The 22086-nt window shown below is 65.7% G+C and carries 21 protein-coding genes, 1 tRNA gene and 1 pseudogene; 7 read left to right on the top strand and 16 right to left on the bottom strand.

Translation table 11 applies throughout. From position 1 onward, the window contains the following. The first annotated feature begins 21 nt into the window (after positions 1-21). Complete coding sequence (locus tag G4G28_RS17730; RefSeq protein WP_182989282.1) at positions 22-1032, top strand: inorganic phosphate transporter; 1011 nt, start codon at positions 22-24, stop codon at positions 1030-1032. Between the two features lie 106 nt (positions 1033-1138). Here G4G28_RS17730 and G4G28_RS17725 read toward each other — a convergent pair whose 3' ends face one another. From G4G28_RS17725 to G4G28_RS17710, 4 genes are all read right to left on the bottom strand, one after another. Then, positions 1139-1294 (bottom strand): hypothetical protein, encoded by a 156-nt coding sequence (locus tag G4G28_RS17725; protein ID WP_182989281.1) that lies wholly within the window; start codon positions 1292-1294, stop codon positions 1139-1141. A 595-nt stretch (positions 1295-1889) separates the two neighbouring features. Continuing rightward, positions 1890-3683, bottom strand: a complete 1794-nt coding sequence (locus tag G4G28_RS17720) for a PhoH family protein (RefSeq protein ID WP_182989280.1) — start codon at positions 3681-3683, stop codon at positions 1890-1892. 217 nt (positions 3684-3900) lie between these two features. After that, positions 3901-4323, bottom strand: coding sequence for a peroxiredoxin (locus G4G28_RS17715; protein ID WP_229425654.1), 423 nt, complete (start codon positions 4321-4323; stop codon positions 3901-3903). A 252-nt stretch (positions 4324-4575) separates the two neighbouring features. Then, complete coding sequence (locus G4G28_RS17710) at positions 4576-4962, bottom strand: Mth938-like domain-containing protein (protein WP_182989279.1); 387 nt, start codon at positions 4960-4962, stop codon at positions 4576-4578. 202 nt (positions 4963-5164) lie between these two features. Here G4G28_RS17710 and G4G28_RS17705 point away from each other — a divergent pair, with 202 nt between their 5' ends. Both G4G28_RS17705 and G4G28_RS17700 read left to right on the top strand, forming a co-directional pair. After that, a complete protein-coding gene (locus G4G28_RS17705; RefSeq protein WP_182989278.1) occupies positions 5165-6391 on the top strand; it encodes a pyridoxal phosphate-dependent aminotransferase in 1227 nt (408 codons plus the stop codon). A 17-nt stretch (positions 6392-6408) separates the two neighbouring features. Continuing rightward, positions 6409-7728, top strand: coding sequence for a homoserine dehydrogenase (locus G4G28_RS17700; RefSeq protein ID WP_182989277.1), 1320 nt, complete (start codon positions 6409-6411; stop codon positions 7726-7728). Between the two features lie 10 nt (positions 7729-7738). On the opposite strand, the gene G4G28_RS17695 is transcribed toward G4G28_RS17700, so the two are convergent. Then, positions 7739-7933, bottom strand: a complete 195-nt coding sequence (locus G4G28_RS17695; protein WP_182989276.1) for a hypothetical protein — start codon at positions 7931-7933, stop codon at positions 7739-7741. 265 nt (positions 7934-8198) lie between these two features. Here G4G28_RS17695 and G4G28_RS17690 point away from each other — a divergent pair, with 265 nt between their 5' ends. From G4G28_RS17690 to G4G28_RS17680, 3 genes are all read left to right on the top strand, one after another. Then, positions 8199-10085 (top strand): MFS transporter, encoded by a 1887-nt coding sequence (locus tag G4G28_RS17690; protein WP_182989275.1) that lies wholly within the window; start codon positions 8199-8201, stop codon positions 10083-10085. Between the two features lie 153 nt (positions 10086-10238). After that, positions 10239-10315 (top strand) — tRNA-Pro (locus tag G4G28_RS17685). A 442-nt stretch (positions 10316-10757) separates the two neighbouring features. Continuing rightward, positions 10758-12005, top strand: coding sequence for an SGNH/GDSL hydrolase family protein (locus G4G28_RS17680; protein ID WP_229507705.1), 1248 nt, complete (start codon positions 10758-10760; stop codon positions 12003-12005). Between the two features lie 112 nt (positions 12006-12117). Here the strand turns inward: G4G28_RS17680 and G4G28_RS17675 are convergent, their stop codons facing one another. From G4G28_RS17675 to G4G28_RS17635, 11 genes and pseudogenes are all read right to left on the bottom strand, one after another. Next, a complete protein-coding gene (locus G4G28_RS17675; RefSeq protein WP_183107651.1) occupies positions 12118-13218 on the bottom strand; it encodes a glycosyltransferase family 9 protein in 1101 nt (366 codons plus the stop codon). Further along, a complete protein-coding gene (locus tag G4G28_RS17670) occupies positions 13215-13376 on the bottom strand; it encodes a hypothetical protein (protein ID WP_182989274.1) in 162 nt (53 codons plus the stop codon). The genes G4G28_RS17675 and G4G28_RS17670 overlap by 4 nt, the downstream gene beginning before the upstream one ends. A 3-nt stretch (positions 13377-13379) precedes the next feature. Continuing rightward, a complete protein-coding gene (locus tag G4G28_RS17665) occupies positions 13380-13940 on the bottom strand; it encodes an HAD-IIIA family hydrolase (RefSeq protein ID WP_182989273.1) in 561 nt (186 codons plus the stop codon). A gap of 1 nt (position 13941) precedes the next feature. Continuing rightward, positions 13942-14733, bottom strand: coding sequence for an SDR family oxidoreductase (locus G4G28_RS17660; RefSeq protein ID WP_182989272.1), 792 nt, complete (start codon positions 14731-14733; stop codon positions 13942-13944). A 187-nt stretch (positions 14734-14920) separates the two neighbouring features. Beyond that, positions 14921-16051, bottom strand: a pseudogene (locus tag G4G28_RS17655) (glycosyltransferase); the annotation flags it as partial. Next, positions 16048-17031 (bottom strand): glycosyltransferase family 4 protein, encoded by a 984-nt coding sequence (locus tag G4G28_RS17650; protein ID WP_182989271.1) that lies wholly within the window; start codon positions 17029-17031, stop codon positions 16048-16050. The pseudogene G4G28_RS17655 and the gene G4G28_RS17650, both read right to left, overlap by 4 nt. Before the next feature lie 7 nt (positions 17032-17038). Beyond that, complete coding sequence (locus tag G4G28_RS17645; RefSeq protein ID WP_183107650.1) at positions 17039-18046, bottom strand: glycosyltransferase; 1008 nt, start codon at positions 18044-18046, stop codon at positions 17039-17041. 119 nt (positions 18047-18165) lie between these two features. Next, positions 18166-18906, bottom strand: coding sequence for an ATP-binding cassette domain-containing protein (locus G4G28_RS26680; protein WP_229507704.1), 741 nt, complete (start codon positions 18904-18906; stop codon positions 18166-18168). Next, positions 18891-19103, bottom strand: coding sequence for a hypothetical protein (locus G4G28_RS26675; protein WP_229507703.1), 213 nt, complete (start codon positions 19101-19103; stop codon positions 18891-18893). The genes G4G28_RS26680 and G4G28_RS26675 overlap by 16 nt, the downstream gene beginning before the upstream one ends. Continuing rightward, on the bottom strand, positions 19100-19948 hold the full coding sequence (locus G4G28_RS26670) for an ABC transporter transmembrane domain-containing protein (RefSeq protein WP_229507702.1): 849 nt from the start codon (positions 19946-19948) through the stop codon (positions 19100-19102). Before G4G28_RS26670 ends, G4G28_RS26675 begins: the two co-directional genes overlap by 4 nt. A 302-nt stretch (positions 19949-20250) precedes the next feature. After that, positions 20251-21309, bottom strand: a complete 1059-nt coding sequence (locus tag G4G28_RS17635; protein WP_182989269.1) for a hypothetical protein — start codon at positions 21307-21309, stop codon at positions 20251-20253. Positions 21310-21662: 353 nt separating this feature from the next. On the opposite strand from G4G28_RS17635, the gene G4G28_RS17630 reads away from it, so the two are divergent. Then, the gene (locus tag G4G28_RS17630; protein WP_182989268.1) at positions 21663-21956 is read left to right on the top strand and encodes a KGG domain-containing protein; all 294 of its coding nucleotides are present in this window, start codon (positions 21663-21665) and stop codon (positions 21954-21956) included. The last annotated feature ends 130 nt before the right edge of the window (positions 21957-22086 follow it).

The raw sequence follows: 22086 nt of genomic DNA, 5'->3' as shown, positions 1-22086 counted from the left end.
TTCCGCATAACAAAAATAAACATGGAAACTTTACACATCAGCCTGTGGGTGCTGGGTACGCTGGTGGTCCTGGCGCTCATCTTCGACTTCATGAACGGCTTCCACGATTCGGCGAACGCGATCGCGACCGTCGTCTCGACGGGCGTGCTGAAGCCGCAGAGCGCGGTCGCCATGGCTGCCTTCTTCAACTTCGTGGCGATTTTCGTCGTCAACATGAAGGTGGCGCAGACGATCGGCAAGGGCACCATCGACCCGCACATCGTCGACCAGTACGTGATTTTCGGGGCCCTGGTCGGGGCCATCGTCTGGAACATCATCACCTGGTACTACGGCATCCCGTCCTCGTCCTCGCACGCGCTGATCGGCGGCCTGGTGGGCGCGGCAGTGGCGAAGTCCGGCACCGGCGCCCTCGTGTCGGGCGGCCTCTCCAAGACCGTGCTGTTCATCGTCATCGCACCGCTGCTGGGCTTCGTGCTCGGATCGATCATCATGCTGCTGGTCGCATGGATCTTCGTGAAGTCGACACCGCGCAAGGTTGACGTCTGGTTCCGGCGCCTGCAGCTGATCTCGGCCGCTGGTTATTCGCTGGGCCACGGCGGCAACGACGCGCAAAAGACCATGGGCATCATCTGGATGCTGCTGATCGCGGCCGGCTATGTCAATGCGGCCGACGCGCATCCCCCGGCCTGGGTCATCATCTCGTGCTATGCGGCGATCAGCTTCGGTACGCTGTTCGGCGGCTGGCGCATCGTCAAGACCATGGGCCAGAAGATCACCAAGCTCAAGCCGGTGGGCGGCTTCTGCGCCGAAACCGGCGGCGCGATGACGCTGCTGATGTCGAGCTTCTGGGGCATCCCGGTCTCGACCACCCACACGATTACCGGCGCGATCGTCGGCGTCGGCGCCTCGCAGAAGGCCTCGGCCGTGCGCTGGGGCGTGGCCGGCAGCATCGTCTGGGCATGGGTCTTCACCATTCCGGCCTCGGCCTTCATGGCGGCCGTGGCCTGGTGGATCGGCAAGCAGATCATGTAATTGCGTTCGTTTGAACGTGGAAACGCCCGGCCATGTGCCGGGCGTTTTTGTTTGCTGTTCCGTAGGGTGGGCACCCGTGCCCACCCTGCAGTACTGATCGCCCCTGTTAGTGGGTCAGGCAGTAGGCCATCTGGCCGATCTCACGGCCGAGGTTGAGTGCCTGGTTCGCAAGCAGGATGCCAAAGGTGCACCAGACGAGCAGCCGGTAAGGCTGCGCGAGGCGTTTGAAGCTGTGCGTGACCTCTTGAATGAAGGTGTCCATGCGATTTCCTCGGTCGAGAACGGTGGAAAGGCCGGGCGCACATGCGGACCCGGAAGACACAAAGTTTCGTCGACTAGTTGCCTGCATGCAACCATCTGCATCAAATGCCATGCATAGGCGAGACGGTCGACAGCAGTGCCGTAGCGTGGGCACTCGTGCCCACGCGGTCTCGGCCGATGACGGGTGAGGTCCTGGAGCGCAAGCCGGGACGCTGGCGAATCCGGATTTGACTGGACCGAAACACTGCTCAGCCGACGTACCGCGTGGGCACAAGTGCCCACCCTACGTTACTGCTCAGCCGACATACCGCGTGGGCACGAGTGCCCACCCTACGTTACTGCTCAGCCGGCGTACCGCGTGGGCACGGGTGCCCACCCTACGTTACTGCTCAGCCGACATACCGCGTGGGCACGAGTGCCCACCCTACGTTACTGCTCAGCCGGCGTACCGCGTGGGCACGGGTGCCCACCCTACGTTACTGCTCAGCCGACATAACGCGTGGGCACAAGTGCCCACCCTACGTTACGCATCTGCTGCGGGCGTAAAAAAACCTGCGGGCCTTGCGGCGCGCAGGTTTTCGCGGACGCGAAACGGCTTACAGCACGTCGCTCGCGTGGTCTGCCAGGCGCGAACGCTCGCCGCGTGCCAGGGTCACGTGGCCGCTGTGGGCCCAGCCCTTGAAGCGGTCGACCACATAGGTCAGGCCGCTCGACCCCTCGGTGAGGTAAGGCGTGTCGATCTGCGCAATGTTACCCAGGCACAGGATCTTGGTGCCGGGACCGGCACGGGTGACCAGGGTCTTCATCTGCTTCGGCGTCAGGTTCTGCGCCTCGTCGATGATCAGGAACTTGTTCACAAAAGTACGGCCGCGCATGAAGTTGAGCGACTTGATCTTGATGCGCGAGCGGATCAGGTCCTGCGTCGCTGCGCGGCCCCAGTCGCCGGCGTCGGTGTCGGACTTGTTCAGCACTTCCAGGTTGTCGTCGAAAGCACCCATCCACGGCGACATCTTTTCTTCCTCGGTACCCGGCAGGAAGCCGATGTCTTCGCCGACCGGCACCGTCACGCGGGTGACGATGATCTCGTTATACAGCTTCGTTTCCAGCACTTGCGCCAAGCCCGCGGCCAGGGCCAGCAGGGTTTTACCCGTACCGGCCTGGCCGAGCAGGGTGACGAAGTCGCATTCCGGATTCATCAGGAGGTTCAGGGCGAAATTCTGCTCGCGGTTGCGCGCGGTGATGCCCCAGACGCTGTTCTTGGTGTGGCTGTAGTCGCGCAGCACCTGCAGCACGGCGGTCTTGCCGTTGATCTCGCGCACCTGCGCCTGCAGCGGTGCTTCGCCGCCGGACGGCTCGAGGAACACGAACTGGTTCACCAGCAGGCTCGGGATGAACGGGCCGGTCACACGGTAGAAAGTGGCGCTGTTGCCGTTCTTGTTTTCCTGCCAGGACTCCATGTCCTTGCCGTGCTTGTCCCAGAAGTCGTCCGGCAGCTGGACGATGCCCGAGTACAGCAGGTCGGTGTCTTCCAGTACGTGGTCGTTGAAATAGTCTTCCGCGGCCAGGCCAAGCGCACGCGCCTTGATGCGCATGTTGATGTCTTTCGTCACCAGCACGATGGCACGGTTCGCGCGCTCGGCGGCCAGGGCTTTTACGACACCGAGGATCTGGTTGTCGGCCTTGCCGACCGGCAGGCCTTCAGGCAGGGTGGGGCCATTCAGCAGGCTGGTCTGGAAGTACAAGCGGCCCTTGGCATCCTTGTTGCCCAGCTTGGCCAGCTCGATGCCGGCCTCGATGGCGTCGTCGTCGATGTCGGCGATCAGGGCGTCGAGCGTGCGCGAGACCTGGCGGGCATTGCGCGCCACTTCCGACATGCCTTTCTTGTGGTCGTCGAGTTCCTCGAGCGTCATCATCGGCAGGTAGACGTCGTGCTCCTCGAAGCGGAACAGGCAGGTCGGGTCATGCATCAGGACATTGGTGTCGAGCACGAAGACCTTGGTCCCGCCGGCGCGGTCGGCCTTGCGGCTGGCCGAGGACTTGACGTTGACCTCGACCGGCTTGTGCTTGACCGGATGCGGCTCGCCCATGTCGCTTTCCTTGAGCTTGGCAAGGGTGTCCTGGCGGCCACCCGGGCGTTCGGGAGCGGCTTGCCGGGCGTTCGGTGCCGGGGTGGTGGCGGGCACGGCGGCGAGCGGCGCGGCCTTGCCCTTGCGGGCGCGGCTGGATTTGGCGGCAGGCACGGCCTTGCCGCTGATGAGGTCTTCGACCGGATCAGCCTCGACCGCCGCTGCGGCAACGGCGCGCACGGGAGACTTGCCGGCTTCGGCTTTCGGGTAATCGTTCACCGGCAGCAGCGTGGCCGGCTGGGTTGGCATTTTTGGTAGTGGCATCAGGTTCTCAATCTAAAAAAGTGGAGGACGCCTCGCGCCAGCGGGTCGCGGGACACGCTGCCGGGCGGGTTCGATGCAACTGGGTACAGATTGCGGGGCGCGGGCCAGGGCCGGTGGGGCCGGCCTGGCAGGCTCCCAGATTGATGGATGCTGAGATAAAACGGGTTGACTCAAAATGAAGGTATGGACCAGCAAGTTGTGCGTCTGGGGCCAGCATTCAGGGCTGGCGCTTCACGAATTCCAGCACTTCGTCGACGTGGTCGGGGACTTTCACCCCACGCCATTCTTTCACCAATCTGCCTTGAGCGTCAACGACAAACGTACTGCGCTCGACCCCGCGTACTTGCTTGCCGTACATGCTCTTCATCTTCATGACATTGAACTGGTTGCAGACCAGTTCGTCGGGGTCGGAGATCAACTCGAAAGGCAGGCCCAGCTTGGACTTGAAGTTTTCGTGCGAACGCAGCGAGTCGCGGCTGATGCCATAGACCTCGGCCCCGGCCGCCTTGAATTCCTCGTGCTTCTCGCGGAAGGCGATGCTCTCGGTGGTGCAGCCCGGGGTATTGTCCTTGGGATAGAAATACAGCACCGTGTACTTGGCCGGTCGCCCGCCGAGCTGGAAGGTCTGGTCGCCGGTCATGGCGGCGGAAAAGTTCTCTACGGTTGCTGCGCTGGGGCTGACGGCCACGGGGTTCTCCTGACTGGTATCGGGGCTGGATTGAACAGATTCGGGGAGCGGGATCGGCCTCGTACCATCCCGCATGCCCGTCATCATAATCGGCCATCGACGACGCTGCCAGTCTAGCATGTCAACTTGTCAATGGCTGTTCCGATATGAGGACGAAGCGCGAAAGTTTCAATAGGGAACCATCAGCGGAGGCAGCATATCGGTTCAGCCGGCTGCGCTGCCTTCGAGGATCAGGGCCAGCGTCACCTTGCGGCCTTCGCCCATCAGCACGTTATAGGTACGGCAGGCAGCCTGGCTGTCCATCGATTCGACGCCGACGTGGCGCGCCGACAGGCTGGCCGTCAGGCGCGGATGCACGAAGCGCTGGCGCTCGCCGGTGCCGAGGATGACGACATCCGGGTTGTCGGCGGCGATCTGTTCGAAGTGGCGCGCTTCGAGGTCTTCGAAACGGCGCACGTCCCAGGCACGCGGCGGCGTTTCCGGCATCACGAGCAGGCTGTGGTTGAACCGCTGGGCATTGACCTCGACGCCGGAGGCATCGTAGCCGGTGATGGTCTGGTATTGTTGGGTGTTGTCGGAGTGAAGCTTCATCGTGGCTCGCAGTCGGGCAGGGTGGCAAGATGGGCTGCCATTGTAAGCTTTTCGCCAAGATTCCAGTAGCGCGGCCCTGTGGGCGTGCTCGCCCGCCGCAAGGTTGCTTAAATCCTGCGCTTTCGGCAGAATGGTATTTTTCGCACTGCAACAATGCAGGCAACCAGCGCGTACAAAACGCGGGCAACCGAGGGGTGACAATTTGCGACCGATCCTGAAATCGAACAAGCTCGACGACGTGTGCTACGAGATCCGCGGGCCGGCGCTGGAGCAGGCGCGCCAGATGGAGGATGACGGTCACAAGATCATCAAGCTCAACATCGGCAACCTGGCCGTGTTCGGTTTCGATCCGCCCGACGAGATCATGCAGGACATGATCCGCAACATGCACGGCGCGGCCGGCTATACCGATTCGAAGGGGATGTTTGCACCGCGCAAGGCGGTGATGCACTACACCCAGCAAAAGAAGATTGCCGGTGTCGGCATCGACGACATCTACCTGGGCAATGGCGCCTCGGAACTGATCGTGATGGCGATGCAGGGCCTGCTCAACAATGGCGACGAGGTGCTGGTGCCGGCGCCCGATTATCCGCTGTGGACGGCGGCCGTCAGCCTGGCCGGCGGCTCGCCCGTGCACTACATCTGCGACGAGGGCGCCGACTGGATGCCGGACATCGCCGACATGCGCCGCAAGATCACCCCGAACACGCGCGCCATCGTCGTCATCAACCCGAACAACCCGACCGGCGCGCTCTATCCGCGCGAAGTGCTGCTCGACATCATCGAACTGGCGCGCCAGCATAGCCTCATCGTCTATGCCGACGAAATTTACGACAAGGTGCTGTACGACGGCCATCAGCACGAGTCGATCGCCTCGCTCGCCGACGACGTGCTGTTCGTCACCCTGAACGGCCTGTCGAAGAACTACCGTTCCTGCGGCTACCGTGCCGGCTGGATGGTGGTCTCGGGCGAGAAGCGCCACGCGAAAGATTACATCGATGGCCTGAACATGCTGGCCTCGATGCGCCTGTGCGCGAACGCGCCGGGCCAGTTCGCGATCCAGACCGCGCTGGGCGGCTACCAGAGCATCAACGACCTGGTCGGCCCTGGCGGACGGCTGCTGAAACAGCGCGACCTCGCTTACCAGTTGTTGACCGACATCCCCGGGGTCTCGGTCGTCAAGCCGAAGGCGGCGCTGTACATGTTCCCGCGCCTCGATCCGAAACTCTACCCGATCGCCGACGACCAGCAGTTCATTTGCGAACTGCTGCGCGACGAGAAGGTGCTGCTGGTGCAGGGTACGGGTTTCAACTGGACCTCGCCCGACCACTTCCGCCTCGTCTTCCTGCCCAATTCGGACGACCTGGGCGACGCCTGCGGCCGCATTGCCCGCTTCCTCGACGGCTACCGCCGGCGCCACGCACGCTAGCACTTATGCGAATGACCATGAAACCCATCAGAGTTGGCCTCCTCGGCATCGGCACCGTCGGTGCGGGCACCTTCAACGTCCTGCAGCGCAACGGCGAAGACATCCGCCGCCGTGCCGGCCGCGGCATCGAGATCCGCATGGTTGCCGCCCGCAACGTCGAGCGCGCCGCGCGCATCACCGGCGGCAGCTGCCAGGTCGTGGACGACCCCTATCTCGTCGTCGATAGCCCCGACATCGACATCGTCGTCGAGCTGATCGGCGGCTACGAGCTGCCGCGCGAGCTGGTGCTGCGCGCCATCGCCAACGGCAAGCACGTGGTGACCGCCAACAAGGCGCTGCTGGCCTTGCACGGCAACGAGATTTTCGCCGCCGCTCAGGAGAAGGGCGTGATGGTGGCCTTCGAGGCGGCCGTGGCCGGCGGCGTACCGATCATCAAGGCGCTGCGCGAAGGCTTGAGCGCGAACCGCATCGAATCGGTGGCCGGCATCATCAACGGCACGACCAACTTCATCCTGTCCGAGATGCGCGACAAGGGCCTGGACTTCGATACGGTATTGAAGCAGGCCCAGGACCTGGGCTACGCCGAACTCGACCCGACCTTCGACATCGAGGGCGTGGACGCGGCCCACAAGCTGACCATCATGTCGGCGATCGCCTTCGGCATTCCGGTGCAGTTCGACAAGGCCCACGTCGAGGGCATCAGCCAGCTGCAGGCGGACGACATTCGCTACGCGGAAGAGCTCGGCTACCGCATCAAGCTGCTCGGCATCACGCGCCGGGCGAAGGTCGACGGCGTCGAGGGCATCGAGCTGCGCGTGCACCCGACCCTGATCCCGGCCAAGCGCCTGATCGCCAACGTCGAAGGCGCGATGAACGCGGTGCTGGTCGAGGCCGATGCCGTCGGTTCCACCCTCTACTATGGCAAGGGTGCGGGTTCCGAACCGACCGCATCAAGCGTGATCGCCGACCTGGTGGACGTGACGCGCCTGGCCACGGTCGACCCGTATTGCCGCGTGCCGCACCTGGCCTTCCAGCCGAACGAGATGACCGACGTGGCGATCCTGCCGATGTCGGACATCACGACCAGCTACTACCTGCGCGTGTACGTCAACGACCAGCTCGGCGTTATGGCCGACCTGACCCGGATCCTGGCCGATGCCGGTATTTCGATCGACGCCGTGCTGCAAAAAGGCACGCGTGGCGACGCCCGCACCGACATCATCATGATCACGCACGAGACGCGCGAGAAGAACGTCATCGCCGCCATCGAACGGATCGAGGCGCTGGCGTCCGTCGTCGGCAAGGTAACCCGGATCAGGCTGGAAACGCTGAGCTAAGGCAGGGCGCTCAGCAGGAATAGCCCGAGCCCGGCGGGGGACTACCGCCGATCAGGAAGTCGATTTCGAACTCGTCGACGATGGCGCCAGTCAAGGCGCCGTCGTCGAGCGAAGCGGTGGTGAGATCGAGCAGCGCGTGTTCGATGTCGTCGTACAGCGCGTCAGGCGCGCCGAGCTGGATAGTGTGGAGGATGGGCGAATTCATCCGAGCATTCTACTCACGCTGCAGTGCACAATAAACGGCGCCGGCCGTCTCCTTTGTGCGTGGTCAAACGGGTTTCCAAAGCGAATCAACAGTCCGGTTCTGCCGATCCTGCACGCGCCTTCCCTGGCCCGAGGTGCCCTTGAAGGGGCCAAGGGGCGGTACTTCGGGTGCAGTGTTGCGCGCCGATGATGTTTGTTGGCAATATCGATTGTGCCACCCCGGGTGCTGTTGTAGATTATCCATCTCTTCATTTCCAGCCCATCGCATGAGCCAGTCGAGCCAGTTTTCCCTGCTGTCCCAGCGTCGATTCGCGCCGTTTTTCTGGACCCAGTTCCTCGGCGCCTTCAACGACAACCTGTTCAAGACGGCCCTGCTGGTGGCGCTCACCTATGACGCGCTGTCCTGGACCACGCTCGATCCGGGTTTACTCAACAACCTGATCCCGGGCCTGTTCATCCTGCCTTATGTGCTGTTTTCCGCCACGGCCGGCCAGATCGCCGACAAGGTCGAGAAGGGCAGGCTGGCGCGCTTCGTCAAGCTGCTGGAAGTGGCGATCATGCTCGTTGCCGGCATCGGCTGGCTGACCCATACCTTGTGGCTCTTGATCGCGGCTGTGGTCGGCATGGGCGTCCATTCGACCCTGTTCGGTCCCGTGAAGTACGCCTACCTGCCCCAGCACCTGAAGCAGGAAGAACTGGTCGGCGGCAATGGCGTCATCGAGATGGGCACCTTTGTCGGCATCCTGCTGGGCGAGGTGGCCGGCGCCGTGCTGGTGGCGCACAAGCCATTCGGCATCGAACTGGTGGCAGCGGCCAGTCTGTTCATGGCGCTGTTGGGCCTGGCGGCAAGCTGGCGCATCCCGGCTTCGCCGGCACCAGCGCCGGAACTGCGCGTTGCCCCGAATTTTGCGGCCGAATCGGTGCGCAACCTGCGTTTCTCGAGCAAGAACCGCACGGTCTTCCTGTCGATGCTGGGCAATTCCTGGTTCTGGTTCTACGGCGCCCTGATGCTGTCGCAATTTCCGGTGTATGCCAAGGATTACCTGCACGGCGACCACAGCGTCTTCGTCATGCTGCTGACGGTGTTCTCGCTCGGCATCGGCGTGGGCTCGCTGCTGTGCGAGAAGCTCTCGGGCCGCAAGGTCGAGATCGGGCTGGTGCCCTTTGGCTCGATCGGCCTGTCGGTGTTCGGCATCGACCTGTATTTCGCGAGCCAGGCCTACGCCAACACGGCAACTGTCGACGCCTTCGCGCTGCTGGCCTTGCCGGGCACGCTGCGCATCGTTGCCGACCTGGTGCTGATCGGCGTCTTCGGCGGCTTCTTCATCGTGCCGCTGTTCGCGTTGATCCAGACCCGCTGCGACCCGAAGCACGTCTCGCGCACGATCGCCGGCATGAATATCCTCAACGCCTTGTTCATGGTGGCTGCCGCAGGCGTCGCCATCCTGCTGCTGGGGCAGGGCTTCACGATTCCGCAAATGTTCCTGGTCACCGCCCTGCTGAACGCGGTGGTGGCCGTCTACATCTTCTCGCTGGTACCGGAATTCCTGATGCGCTTCCTGGCCTGGCTGCTGATCCACACGATTCACCGCGTGCATACCGTCGATGTCGAGCACATTCCCGACGAGGGCCCGGCGGTGCTGGTGTGCAACCACGTCAGCTACGTCGACGCCATCGTGATCGGCGCGGCCAGCCCCCGGCCTATCCGTTTCGTGATGGACCACCGCATCTTCAAGATGCCGCTGCTCGGCTGGATTTTCCGCACCGCCAAGGCGATCCCAATCGCACCGGCCAAGGAAGATCCGTTCATGATGGAGCGTGCCTTCATCGATATCGCCGAGGCGCTGCACCAGGGTGACCTGGTCTGCATTTTCCCGGAAGGCAAGCTGACCTCCACGGGCGAGATGAGCGAGTTCCGCGGCGGCATCGCCAAGATCGTCGAGCGCAACAAGGTGCCCGTGATCCCGATGGCGCTGCGCGGCCTGTGGGGCAGCGTGTTCACCCGCGATCCGGGCAACCTGTTCGAGCGCTCATTCTCGCGCGGCCTGCGCTCGAAGCTGGCACTGGCGGTGGGTCTGCCGGTGCCGCCGCAGCAGGCAACGCCGGAATACCTGTACGAGCAGGTAAAGGTGTTGCGGGGCGAGTGGAAATAGGCGAGATTGGGGAAGGCAGGCCGCCGAGCCCGCCTTCCTCTACGCGGGGAACGGTTCTGGCTTGATTTTGATCGCGGGCATGAGGGAAACTTGCCTGAGGGACCATAAAAACCTGAGAAAAAATTTCTGCCTCAGGTATAATTGCTGGCTAGTCGGGGCGTAGCGCAGCCTGGTAGCGTACTTGCATGGGGTGCAAGGGGTCGGAGGTTCGAATCCTCTCGCCCCGACCAACAGAATCATCGGATAGGCCAGCTCTCGAGCTGGCCTTTTTCGTTTGGGCGCGCGGCGCCCGCCCAGTCTGCCGCCAGGTCCGCGGACCGTCCTTTATTGCGCTTGTTAAAGAAAGTTCCCGATACTCATCAGTTTTCCCTCCTGAGTGCGATCCAGCGCAAGGATCGGTGCCGCGGCCGGCTTGTTTGGCACAGCCGGGCTCGCTAGATTGGTGCCTGCTGTCGCAGACCGCGCCCGCGGCGCTGGCGGCATCCAACTCGAGGAGCCTCAAGATGAAGACGATGTTGCTGTCCTTGTCCGAACTGCTACGCCCGCGCAGCGAATCGCTGGCGGCACTGCGGCGGACGCGCCGTGCGCTACTGGCGGCGGGCGCAATTGCCCTGTCGAGCCTTGCCCGGCGCCGAACGTGGTGCGGGCCGAGTCCCGGGACCCCAGCCAGCAGTGGGTCGGCACCGGGGGACCGCCCCGGCAGGCCCGCCGCTGCCGGCGCAGACGCAGACCTTCAACGACCAGACCCTGCGCCTGATCGTCCACACCAGCATTGGCGGCAGCCAGGTGCGCATCCGCGTGTCGAACGAACACGGCGCGACGCCGCTGCGGATCGGTGCGGCCCATATCGCGCGCCGCAGTACCGGCGCCGGGGCCGGTGCGCAGATCGTTGCCGGCACCGACCGCGTGCTGACCTTCAGCGGCTCGCCATCGATCACGATTCCCGCCGGGGCACCGGTGCTATCCGACCCGGTCGACCTGGACGTGCCGGCCTTGTCCGACCTGGCCGTGAGCCTGTACCTGCCTGGACAGGTGCAGGCCACCACCATCCACGGTTCCGCCTTCCAGACCAATTATGTTTCGCTGCCGGGTAACTTCACCGACGCCGAAACGCTGCCGACCCAGCGGACCACCACGTCCTGGCCCTTCCTGACGGAAGTGGACGTCAGCGCGCCCGGGGCCGGTGCCATCGTCGCGCTCGGCGACTCGATTACCGACGGCGCCGTCACCACCGTCGACGCCAACCGCCGCTGGCCCGACCTGCTGGCGCTGCGCCTGCAGACAACGCGCGACCAGGCCGGTGCCCGGGCTGTCGCCGCGCTGCGCGCCCTGAACGGCCGTCTCGGCATCGTCAACCGCGGCATCGGCGGCAACCGCCTGCTGCGCGATCCGGGCGAGCAGCCGTTGTTCGGCCGCGCTGCACTGGCACGCTTCGACCGCGACGTCCTGGCGACTGCCGGCTTGCGCTACCTGATCGTCCTGATCGGCATCAACGACATCGGCCACCCGGGCACCGGTACCATTCCGGCGAGCGAAGCGGTCAGCGCGCAAGACCTGATCGCCGGCTATCGCCAGTTGATCGCGCGTGCCCATGCCAAGGGCATTCCTGTCTACGGCGCGACCTTGACGCCCTTTGAAGGCACTGTGTTCCCGGGGTATTACACACCCGAGAAGGAAACGGTGCGCCAGGCGGTGAACAACTGGATCCGGAGCAGCGACGAATTCGATGCCGTCATCGATTTCGAGCGCGTGGTGCGCGATCCGGCCCACCCGACGCGGATGCTGCCGGCCTACGACAGCGGCGACCACCTGCATCCGAACGACCTCGGCATGCAGGCAATGGCGAATGCGATTCCGCTCGACTTGTTCCGCGGCGCTGTCGCGTCAAGCGCACCCGCTGCGGCGAAGCAGGGCAAGTAAGCGGGCCACGGCGACAGGCCGCGTGAAGCAGGTCGGCTACCGGGGGCGCTGGTCCTGGTAGCCGTGCCCCGGCGGCTTCGCCGTGATTTGCCGTCGCGTCTCCATGCCGGGCTCAGCCGAGGGCTGGTTCCCGGATACGATAAGGCTCCGTCTGTTCCAGCAGGCTGCACACGGCCTCGGCCACCAGGGCGGGCGCCAGCTTTTCCATGCAGTCGTGGTGGCCCTGGGGGCAGACGCTGCGGTGGCAGTAGCGGCAGTCGACGTCGTGGTTGAGCACCCGGTTCGGCACCCGCCAGGGCGTGTGCTGGGGATTGGTCAGCGCGTACAAGTCGACCACCGGGGTGCCCACGGCGGCGGCGATGTGGGCCGGCCCCGTGTTGTTGCTCACGACCAGCGAGACCTGCGCCAGCAGGGCACCGAGTTCGCCCAGGTGCAGGCGGCCAGCAAAGGAGTAGACACGTGCGCCGGCCGGGCGCGCGATGCCTTCGATGAGTTCCAGTTCGTGCGCGCCACCGGTCAGTACCAGTGGGCAGCCGATGCGTTCCTGCAGCTCGTGCAGCAGCGTGCTCCAGTGGCGCTGCGGATAGCGCCGCGCCGGCGCGCTGGCGCCCGGGTGCAAAGCGAACCAGCGTCCGGCCGGGTCGATGCCGGCTGCGCGCAGTTGCGCATGCACCTTAGCCACATCCTCGCGCTTCGGCGTGAATGCCAGCCGTTCGTCGGCGGTCTCGGCACCGAGGTGGCGTACCAGGTCGAGCTGGCGCTGCACTTCGTGGCGCACCAGCGTACCCGGTTCCGGGTCGCTGATCCCATCGGTCAGCAGCTGGTAGGGTTTTTCGCGGTAGTAGGCCGCGCGCAGGGGAATGCCGGCCAGCTGGCACAGCAGTGCCGCGGGGAGGGCGTTCTGGCTGTAGCAGGTGAAGATCACGGCGCCGTCGAAACGCTGTGCCGCCAGTGCCTCGACAAGCGCGAGGTGATGCTCCCGAGTCTCCGGCGCGCTGCTCTTCATCCACGGCGCCTCGTAGGCAAGGACGGTGTCGACGTCGGCCAGATAGGGGGCCAGCGCCGCTCCCGATGGCGAGGTCAGCAGGGTAAGCCTGCGTCCTGGATATTGCGCGCGCAGGGCGCGCAGTGCCGGCGTGCACATCAGCACATCGCCAAGCGAGTCGAGCCGGACGCACAGCAGGTGCCGCGCGGTGTGCCATGGCGTCGTCATCTTGTCCTCGCGCCGTCGAGCCTGACGCTATCGAACGCGATGTCGTCGGGCGCCACGCCATCGAACCCCGGGGCATCGGGCCCGATGACGTGGATTGCCGTGCTGTCGAGTGCCATGCAGCCGGTCCCGATGCTGGCGAGTACTGCGCTGTCGGCCATCAGTCAGGCTCCATGGTGGCTGGCGATCAGGACAGCCGCGGCGTACAGGTCGGGCGCCATCCGGGTCGGGACGCGGCGCGGTCCCAGCCGCCATTCGGTTTCGTTGCCGTTGTCGAGCAGGACCGTGCGGCAGCCGGCGCGGTTGCCGGCCTCGACGTCATGGAGGATGTCGCCGATCATCCAGGATGCGCGCAGGTCGATGTCATGCAGGGCGGCTGCCTTCAGCAACAGGCCCGGCAAGGGCTTGCGGCAATGGCACTCGACCGCATACGGCGCCACGGTGCCGCCCGGATGGTGGGGACAGTAATAGAAACCGTCGAGCGTCAGGTTTTCCCGGAACAGCAGGTCCGTCAGGCGGTCGCCGACGGCCACCATCGCCTCTTCCGGAAAGCGGCCCTCGGCAATGCCGGACTGGTTGCTGACGACAAAGAAACGATAGTCGAGCCGTGCCAGCAGGCGCAGGGCCGGGCCGGCTCCGCTGCTCAGGCGAATGCGGCGCGGCTCGACGTTATAGGGCAGGTTGTCGACGAGCGTGCCGTCCTTGTCGAGAAAGATGGCCTTCATGTCAGGGCCAGGAAGTTTCGCGCATCGGCAGCACGGTCAGTTCCGGGATCACGGTCTCGGGCGGCATGGCGAGCACTGCCAGGATGGCCTGGGCGACATGAACGGGGTCCTGCAGCGCCGACGGATCGAGTTCGGGAAAGCGCTCGAGCAGGAAAGGCGTGCGCATGCCGCCGGCGATGACGGCGGTGACCTTAATGTTGTGGGGACGCAGTTCGGCATGCAGCGCATGCGACAGCCCGAGCAGGCCCCACTTGCTGGCATGGTAGGCAGAGGCATTCGGCCAGGCGCGCTTGGCGGCGGTCGAGGCGACATTGACGATGTGGCCGCCACCCTGTGCGCGCATGTGGGCGCTGGCATGCTTGGCCAGCAGGAAGGGGCCGTTCAGGTTGGTGTCGATGACGCGCAGCCAGTCTTCCTCGGACAGCTCGGCGATCGGCAGGGTGACATCGGTGCCGGCATTGTTGACGAGGATGTCGAGGCGGCCCATGGTGTCGACCGCTTCCGTGATGGCACGCCGCGCCGCTTCAGGGTCGGCGACGTCGAAGCCGATCGTGTGTACGCGCGCTCCGGCCTGGCGCAGGCGCTCGGTGCTGGCGTCGAGTTGCGCCGGGCGGATGTCGGTGGCGACGACGGCGGCGCCGGCCGCGGCCAGCACGGTGGCCAGCGCTGCGCCGAGTCCGCTGGCGGCCCCGGTGATGAAGGCGGTCTTGCCTTGCAGCGTGTGACCGGCGGCGACGGCGTCCTGCGTCGGCTGCGTCGGCTGCGTTTGGCGAAGGTCTTGCGTCGATCCCATGGTGGCTCCTAGAGGGTGGGAAGGCTGGTTGGGGTAGCTGCGCGGTATTCGGCGAGTACCGCCGCGTAGATGGCGGCGGCCTGCTGGGCGACCGAGCGCCAGGTGTAGTGCCGGTAGGCGCGGCGCAGGCTTCTTCGCCCATCCGGTTGGCGAGCGGCGGATCGGCGGCGAGCAGGGCAAGCCGTTCGGCCAGGGCGCGCGGGTCGCGCGACGGGATCAGGAAGCCGGTCACGCCGTCGACCACGGTGCTCTTGATGCCGCCTACTTCGGAACCGATCACGGGGCGGGCGCAGGCCATCGCCTCGACCGGGGTGATGCCGAAAGGCTCGTACCGTGGCGTGGTGACGAAGGCGTTGGCGGCGCTGTAGTAGTAGCGCAGGGCGTCGCGCGGCTGCTGTCCGACAAAGCGCACCTGCTCCTCCACGCCGAGCTGCTGCGCCAGCGCGCGCAGGCGCGCCAGTTCGGGGTCGCTCGCGGCGCCCGGCTGGCCATGTTCGCCGCCGACCACGAGCAGCTCGGCGTCGACATGGTGGCGCTCGCGCAGCATTGCCAGTCCCCGGATCACGGTGTCGACACCCTTGCGCGGCACCATGCGGCCGAGCTGCAGGACGATGAAACGATCGGGCGGCAGGCCGAGACGCCCACGGGCCTGGGCCTGGGGCACCGGCCACAATTCTTCGGGGTCGAATCCGCAGGGTGCGATGGTGATGCGTGCCGGCGTTGCGCCGTAGAGCTGCTCCATGTCGAGGCGGTCCTGGGTGCACTCGGCGATGATGCGGTCCGCCTGGCGCATCAGGGCGCTTTCGATGCGTGCACGCGCCGGAGGAAAGGCGTCGGCCGCGCCTTGTGCCAGGCGCCTGACCTGGCCGAGCGCATGGAAAGTGATCACGAAGGGAATCCCGAGCTCCTGCTTCAGGTGCTGGGCCACCATGCCTGACATGAAAAAGTTCGCATGCACGATGTCGTAGGGGGCTTGCTGGCGGCGCGCGAAGCGGGCGACAAAGCGGGCGAACTGCGGAATGTAGGGCAGCATCTGCTCCTTCGGCACATGCTGTGGCGGTCCGGCAGGTACATGGATGACGCGAATGTTGTCGGACAGCGCAACCAGCCGTTTTTGCGCCGGCGCGTCGCGCCGGGTGAAGACGTCGACGAGATAGCCGGCCAGCGCCAGTTCGCGCGCCAGGTTGGCCACGTAGACGTTCTGGCCGCCGCAATCGACGCTGCCGGGCGCCGCCAGTGGCGAGGCGTGGTCGCTGACGAGGGCAATGCGGCGCAGGACGCCGCCGACCGGGTGAACGGGGTGTTCGTTCAGTTTCATGGGCGCTCCCGGCTGGCCACCATGGCAGGCGCCATGTGGCCTGTGACATGGCGCAGCGCGGCATCCCAGTCGGCGCTGAAGCGGTCGATCGAGAATCGCTCCCGGGCACGGCGTCGCGCGGCCTGGCCGAGGTCGCGCGCCAGCGACGGACTGCGCAGCAATTCGCGCATGCAGTCGACCAGCCGTTCGACGCGGGTATCGGCAAAGCCGTTGGCGCCGTCGTCGATGACGGTGGCCATTTCGGCCGTCGCCAGCGCGACCACGGGCATGCCCACCATCATCGCCTCGATCACGGCCAGGCCCAGGCTGGAATAGCGGATGGGGCTGAACAGGAAACGGTAGCGCGCGGCGAAGGCGGGCAGCTGCGCATGCTGCACTTCGCCGATGCCGCCCAGCTCCTCGGCGGTCATGCCGATCAGGTCGAGCGGTACCTGCTCGCGCGCAGCGAGGAAGAGATCCGGACCCATGCGCCGGCCGCGGCGCCCGAGATGGTTACTGATGACGAGGCCGCGATCGAGCCCACCGAGGTAGCGCACGCCATCGGGAATCAGGACCCCGTGTTCGATGACGCGCGTCGGCGTGCGCCGGTTGTCCCACATCAGGCAATTGAATGGCGTGACGTGCACCAGCAGCACGTTCGGGTCGTCGACCAGGTGGGGCGTGTCGGTCGGATGCGCGCGTGGCGGATCGTGCTCGAGATAGATGCGCGGCAGCGCGCGCTGGGCCGGCGTCAGCCAGGCGTACTGGTCGTGCTCCCATTGATGGTCGTCCTGGAACAGGATGCAGTCGAATTCCATGTCGCGCGCAGCGTCGACGGGCAGGTCATGCACGTTGTCGCCCCAGGGAATATGCCCGCAGCGTCCGCCGTAGCCTGGGGGACGGCCGGGCTTGGACAGGACGAAGAATTCGTGCGGCGTCTGCGACAGGTAGTACAGGTAGCTGCCGTGGGTGTGCCAGGTCAGGACATTGAGTCGGCGCATGGGAGCCTCAGGTGAAACGGACGCGGTAGCGGATGGCGCCGGCAAGGCGCCAGAACACCGCCAGTGGGGGAAGCAGCGCCGAGGTGACGACGATCTCGGCGACATGGGTGGCGCCGCGGGTATGGCCGTGCAGGCGGCGCCGGCACAGGCGCGCCGTCAACCCCAGCCAGGCCAGGCCGGCGAGGATCGCGATGGCGTCATGCCGGAACAGAAAGGCGCCAAGTGTGACGAGCAGGGCGGCGGTGGCGAGGTAGTCGTCCCATGGCGGGGCCGCGCCGATGTGGGCACGGTACAGGTGTGGATGCTTCTTGTAGAGCAGCGCGTCGAACACCGCGCGCCGTGCCTGCCCCAGGCTTTCGCCCCAGCGCGGGGGCAGCACGGGCTGTACCACCCGTGCCTGCGGCGCGTGTACGATGCGGGCATGGACGTCCAGCAGGCGGAAGTGCAGGTCGGCATCGTCGTGGCAGGCTTCCGAGAAGCGCTCGTCGAATCCGTCAAGTGCTTCGAGCACGCTCTTGCGGCAGAAACAGTTCGCCAGGCACAGCGTGGGCGGGGTGACGGACGGCTGCGCCGGAGCCGCTCCATGACGCGCCGCCGACTGGGGCGCGTCGACGCCGCCGCACAGGACGTCGACGTCGTCGCTGAACAGGTCGAGCGCTTCGGCCAGCCAGGCACCCGAGGGAACGGCGTCGTCGCCGGTAAAGGCGACGACCGGCGCCTGGGCCGCGCGCCAGCCGAGGTTGCGGGCGGCGGCAAGCCCGTGGGTCCCGGCGTTGGCCAGATAGACCAGGCGCGGGCCGCGCTCGAGCGTGCGTGCGCGCCAGCCAGCCACGAGGTGCAGGGTGTTGTGGTTCGGCTCGTCGTCGACGACGATGACCTCGTAAGCGCCGGGCGCGAGCGTCTGGCGGGTGAGCGCATCGAGGCAGCGGTCGAGCAGGTCCATGCGGCCGCAGGTGGGCACCACGACCGAGACGCGGATGGTGCCGCTGGTTGTCGCAGAAGTCGTTCTGGTCATGCTCCTCTCCACTAAGAGCGGCCGGCAAAACCGCCATCGCCGCGTTGCAGCTCCTTGCCGTACCCGTCGTACTGTCTTCGTCGCCGCCTTGCCATAGCGGTTTTGCCAGACGCTTTGAATTACTCCCCTGGAACCATGTCCTCGTCCATCCGCTGCTGCAGCAGCCACAACCTCGCGTACAAGCCCTTGCGGCGCAGCAGCTCGGTGTGGTTGCCGGTTTCGACGATGCGGCCGCGCTCCATGACGACGATGAGGTGGGCGTTGACGATCGTCGAGAGCCGGTGCGCGATGATGAGAGTGGTTCGATTGCGCGACAAACGGTCGAGTTCCTGCGTGATCGCGTGCTCTGAATCTGAATCAAGTGCAGACGTCGCTTCGTCGAAAATCAGGATGGGCGGATTTTTCAGGATGGCGCGGGCAATCGCAATGCGCTGCTTCTCACCGCCCGAGATGTTCACGCCGCGCTCGCCCACGGGGGTGTCGTACTCCTGCGGCAGGGCGGCGATCAGCTCGTGCAGCTGGGCGGCGCGGCAGGCCAAGACGACTTCCTCGCGCGTGCTGCCGATGCGCCCGTAGGCGATGTTGTTGCCGAGCGTGTCGTTGAACAGGGCGGTGTCCTGCGGCACCACGCCGATCGCTGCGCGCAGGCTGGCCGCCGTGACGCCGCGGATGTCCTGGCCGTCGATGAGGATGCGCCCGCTGGACGGTTCGTAATAGCGCAGCAGCAGGCGCGCCAGGGTCGACTTGCCCGAGCCGCTGCGCCCGACCACGGCCAGCGTGGTGCCGGCCGGAATGCGCAGGTTGAGATCGACCAGAACCGGGCGCTCGGGTTCGTAGTGAAAGCTCAGGTGGTCGAACACGACTTCACCGGGGCCGGCGCGTAGCGGCGGCGCCTGTGGCGCATCTGGATTTCCGGCCGCTCGCGCAGCAGTTCGAACAGGCGCTCGGCGTTGACCCAGGCGTCGCGCGCCTCGCGGTAGACGAAGCCGAGGGCATTCAGGGGCAGGCAGACCTGCAGCGCATAGGCATTGATCAGGACGAGGTCGCCCACGCTCATGCGGCCCGCCAGCGGCCGACCTGGCCGGCCAGCAGCATGATGGCGGCGACGCCCACGGCGATGATCGCGCTCTGGCCCACGTGCAGCGTGAACAGGGCGCGCTGGTTGCCGATGCCGGCGCCGCGCCAGTCGTCCATGATGGCAGCGAAGCGGCCCGCCTCGAAGGCTTCGTTGCCGAAATTCCTGACGGTTTCGTAGTTGATCAGGCTATCGGCCAGCTGCCCCTTGGCGCGCGAATCGAGCTTGTTGACGCGGCGCTGGTAGACGACGCGGCGCGCGGTGAAGACCAGCGTGAAGCCGGTGTAGACGAGGAAGGTGACGAGGATGATGGCGGCGAAGCCGGCCTCGTAGCGGCTGAGCATGATGGCCAGCACGAGGATGATCTCGACCAGGGTGGGGACGATCGTGAACAGTCCGACGCCGAGCAGGAAGGCGATGCCGCCCGTGCCGCGGTCGATGTCGGGCAGCAAGCTGCCGAGCTTGCGCCGCGCATGGAAGCGCGGGCCGAGCGCATGCAGGTGGCGGAAGGTCTTCTGGGCGTAGGCGGAGACGGCGCCGAGCGTGACGCGTACGAACAGCAGGTCGCGCCACTCGTTGAACAGCGTTGCCGAAAAGCGCAGTACGGCATAGCCCGCAAGCAGGTAAACGGGCAAATGCAGCGGCATGGCGCCAGCGGGAAAGGCATCGATGATGCGCTTGAGCAGCAGCGGCACCGCCACGGTGGCGAGTTTCGCCAGCAACAGCAGGCCGACGGCGGCGGCAATGCGTGGACGGTGCCGGGCCAGCACCTGCCAGAGTTCGGTGCTGATGCGTGTTTGCCCATTGTTGCCGGTAGCGCCCGCCATTGACCGATCCTCGAAGACGATGGTCGTTGGACAGGTATGGAACGCCTGGGTTACATCCCCTAGCTGTGCTGGGTCAAGTACGGCTCAGTTTTTTTCGGGAACCCGCCAGGCAGTGCCACGACAAGCGCGCGCGCCGTCGCCGGTATCGCGACGGGACATTGCATTGAATGAGAAGGATCAGTCCTACGGCGGAGCGCGCGGAATTGCTGCAGCCGGTACGCACGGGATGCACCGGCCGCAGCCCCGGCAGGGCGCACTGGCGCGCCGGCAACATGTGCCGTGCGCGCCCGCCACGCCCCTGGTCAGCCGCGCGAAAAACCGGTGTCGTCGTCCATCTTGCGGTCGCCAGCCAGGCGGTTGGCACCGGCCGGGCTCTTCGGATAGCCACCAGCGGCGTCGTTCGAATCGTGCACGCCGGGCTGGTCCTGCTGGGCGCCGGCACCGGCGCGCCAGCCCGGATCATCGCCGCGCGAACCGGTGTTGCCCGGGCTGCGCGGCAGGCCGCCGGCCATGTCGTTCGATTCGTGCACGATGTCTTCGTCTGCGCGCGCAGCGGACGCATCGCGCCAGCCGCCGTTCGCGTTCTGCGGGTCGTTGTTGCCGGGGCTGGCCGGCATGCCGCGTCCCTCGTTCGATTCGCGCACGGCATTCGGTTCCTGCTGCAGGCTGGTGCCCGGATCGTGCGGCTGGCGTCCCGTGGTACCGGTCTCGCGTCCGCCGGCACCTGTCTGCGAGCCGCCGCGGTCGGTGCTCGATGTGGCACCCGCGGCGCCCGGACCTCCCGTCATGCCGGCGCTGCCCGTGCCGCTGCTGTACCCGCCGCGCTGCTGCGACTGGCCGCTGGTATCGGACTGCATCGACATGCCCACGCCATGATGGTGGCCGAGCGAGCCGCCCTGCAGTTCAGGCTGGCGCGCGTCCTGGGGATTCATGCGGTTGGTGGCATCGGTATGGCCTGCGCGTTCGCCTTGCAGATCGAGGAGCGAGGTGCCGGTGCCGGCGGGACGGCGGCCTACCGGCTGCTCCAGCTGGCCATAGGCAGACGAATGCTGTTCCATCTGGCGCTGGTGGCTGTCGGTAATCCCCTGGACCGGGCCGCTGCCGCCGTTCTGCTGCGACTGCATCGAGCCGCCGGGTATTTCCCAATGCTCGCCCCGGCCCGCCGCGTCCGGCCCCATGCCGCTCTGCTGGGTGCCCATCTGGTCGACGCCCTGGTGGCCCTGCTGCTGCGATGCGCCTTGGGGATAGGTGTGGTCGAGCGGGGCGTCCGGTGCGGTCTTGCCCTTGGCGTTCTTGTTCCACTTTTCGTTGGCGCCGTTATTCGTCTGGTTATTCATTTCGCTGCGTTGGTTCGCGTCCATGTCTGTTCCTTTCAAAAACGATTTCGCGGGCGGGCTATTGCTTGAAGCCTGATCTTTGCCCCATGATTCCACCATGATGCGCGCGCACGTGTGGGTTCAGTATAGGAAGACGCAGCGGTAGTGTGTAGGACTAAAACTGATGGGTATATTGATCAGGGGAAGCGCTATTTCACTCATGCATTTTCTTTCGCCTAAAGTCCTACAAAGTCATCTGAAAACGTCCTATACCCTCATCTAATTCGCATGCCTAAGATGAATTCATCCGATCGCTCATCGGCATGAGAGCGGGTGAGTGGAGGGAAAGCCTGCCGCACGACGCGGCGGTTCTACAAGTGAACAGGGAGAACACGATCATGGCTTCGAGTAATCAAGGCAACAAACAAGGCGGCAACCAGTCCAACAGCCAGAGCGCTGGTGGCGGCACCCGCAACCGTGGTTTCGCATCGATGGATCCGCAGCGCCAGCGCGAAATCGCCAGCCAGGGCGGCAAGGCCGCTCACCAGAAAGGCACTGCACACGAATTCACTTCCGAAGAAGCGCGCCGCGCCGGCAGCATGAGCCATGGCAACCGCCAGTCGGCAAACGCAGGCTCGGGCAGCAGCTCGCGCAGCTCGTCGAAAGGCGGCAGCCGCGGCTCGAAAGAGTAAGCGACCACGCGCTTGTGCACCGTCCGCGTGACGGTGCGGCAGGAAAGAAACGGGGAGCCGCGAGCTCCCTGTTTTATTTCCGAACGTACACAAATCGTGCAGGGGATGGGGTAGAATCGCTGCGCCTTTT

Source organism: Massilia sp. Dwa41.01b (assembly GCF_014171775.1).
In the GTDB taxonomy this organism is placed as follows: domain Bacteria; phylum Pseudomonadota; class Gammaproteobacteria; order Burkholderiales; family Burkholderiaceae_D; genus Telluria.
This window is presented reverse-complemented; position numbering and strand designations above follow the sequence as displayed.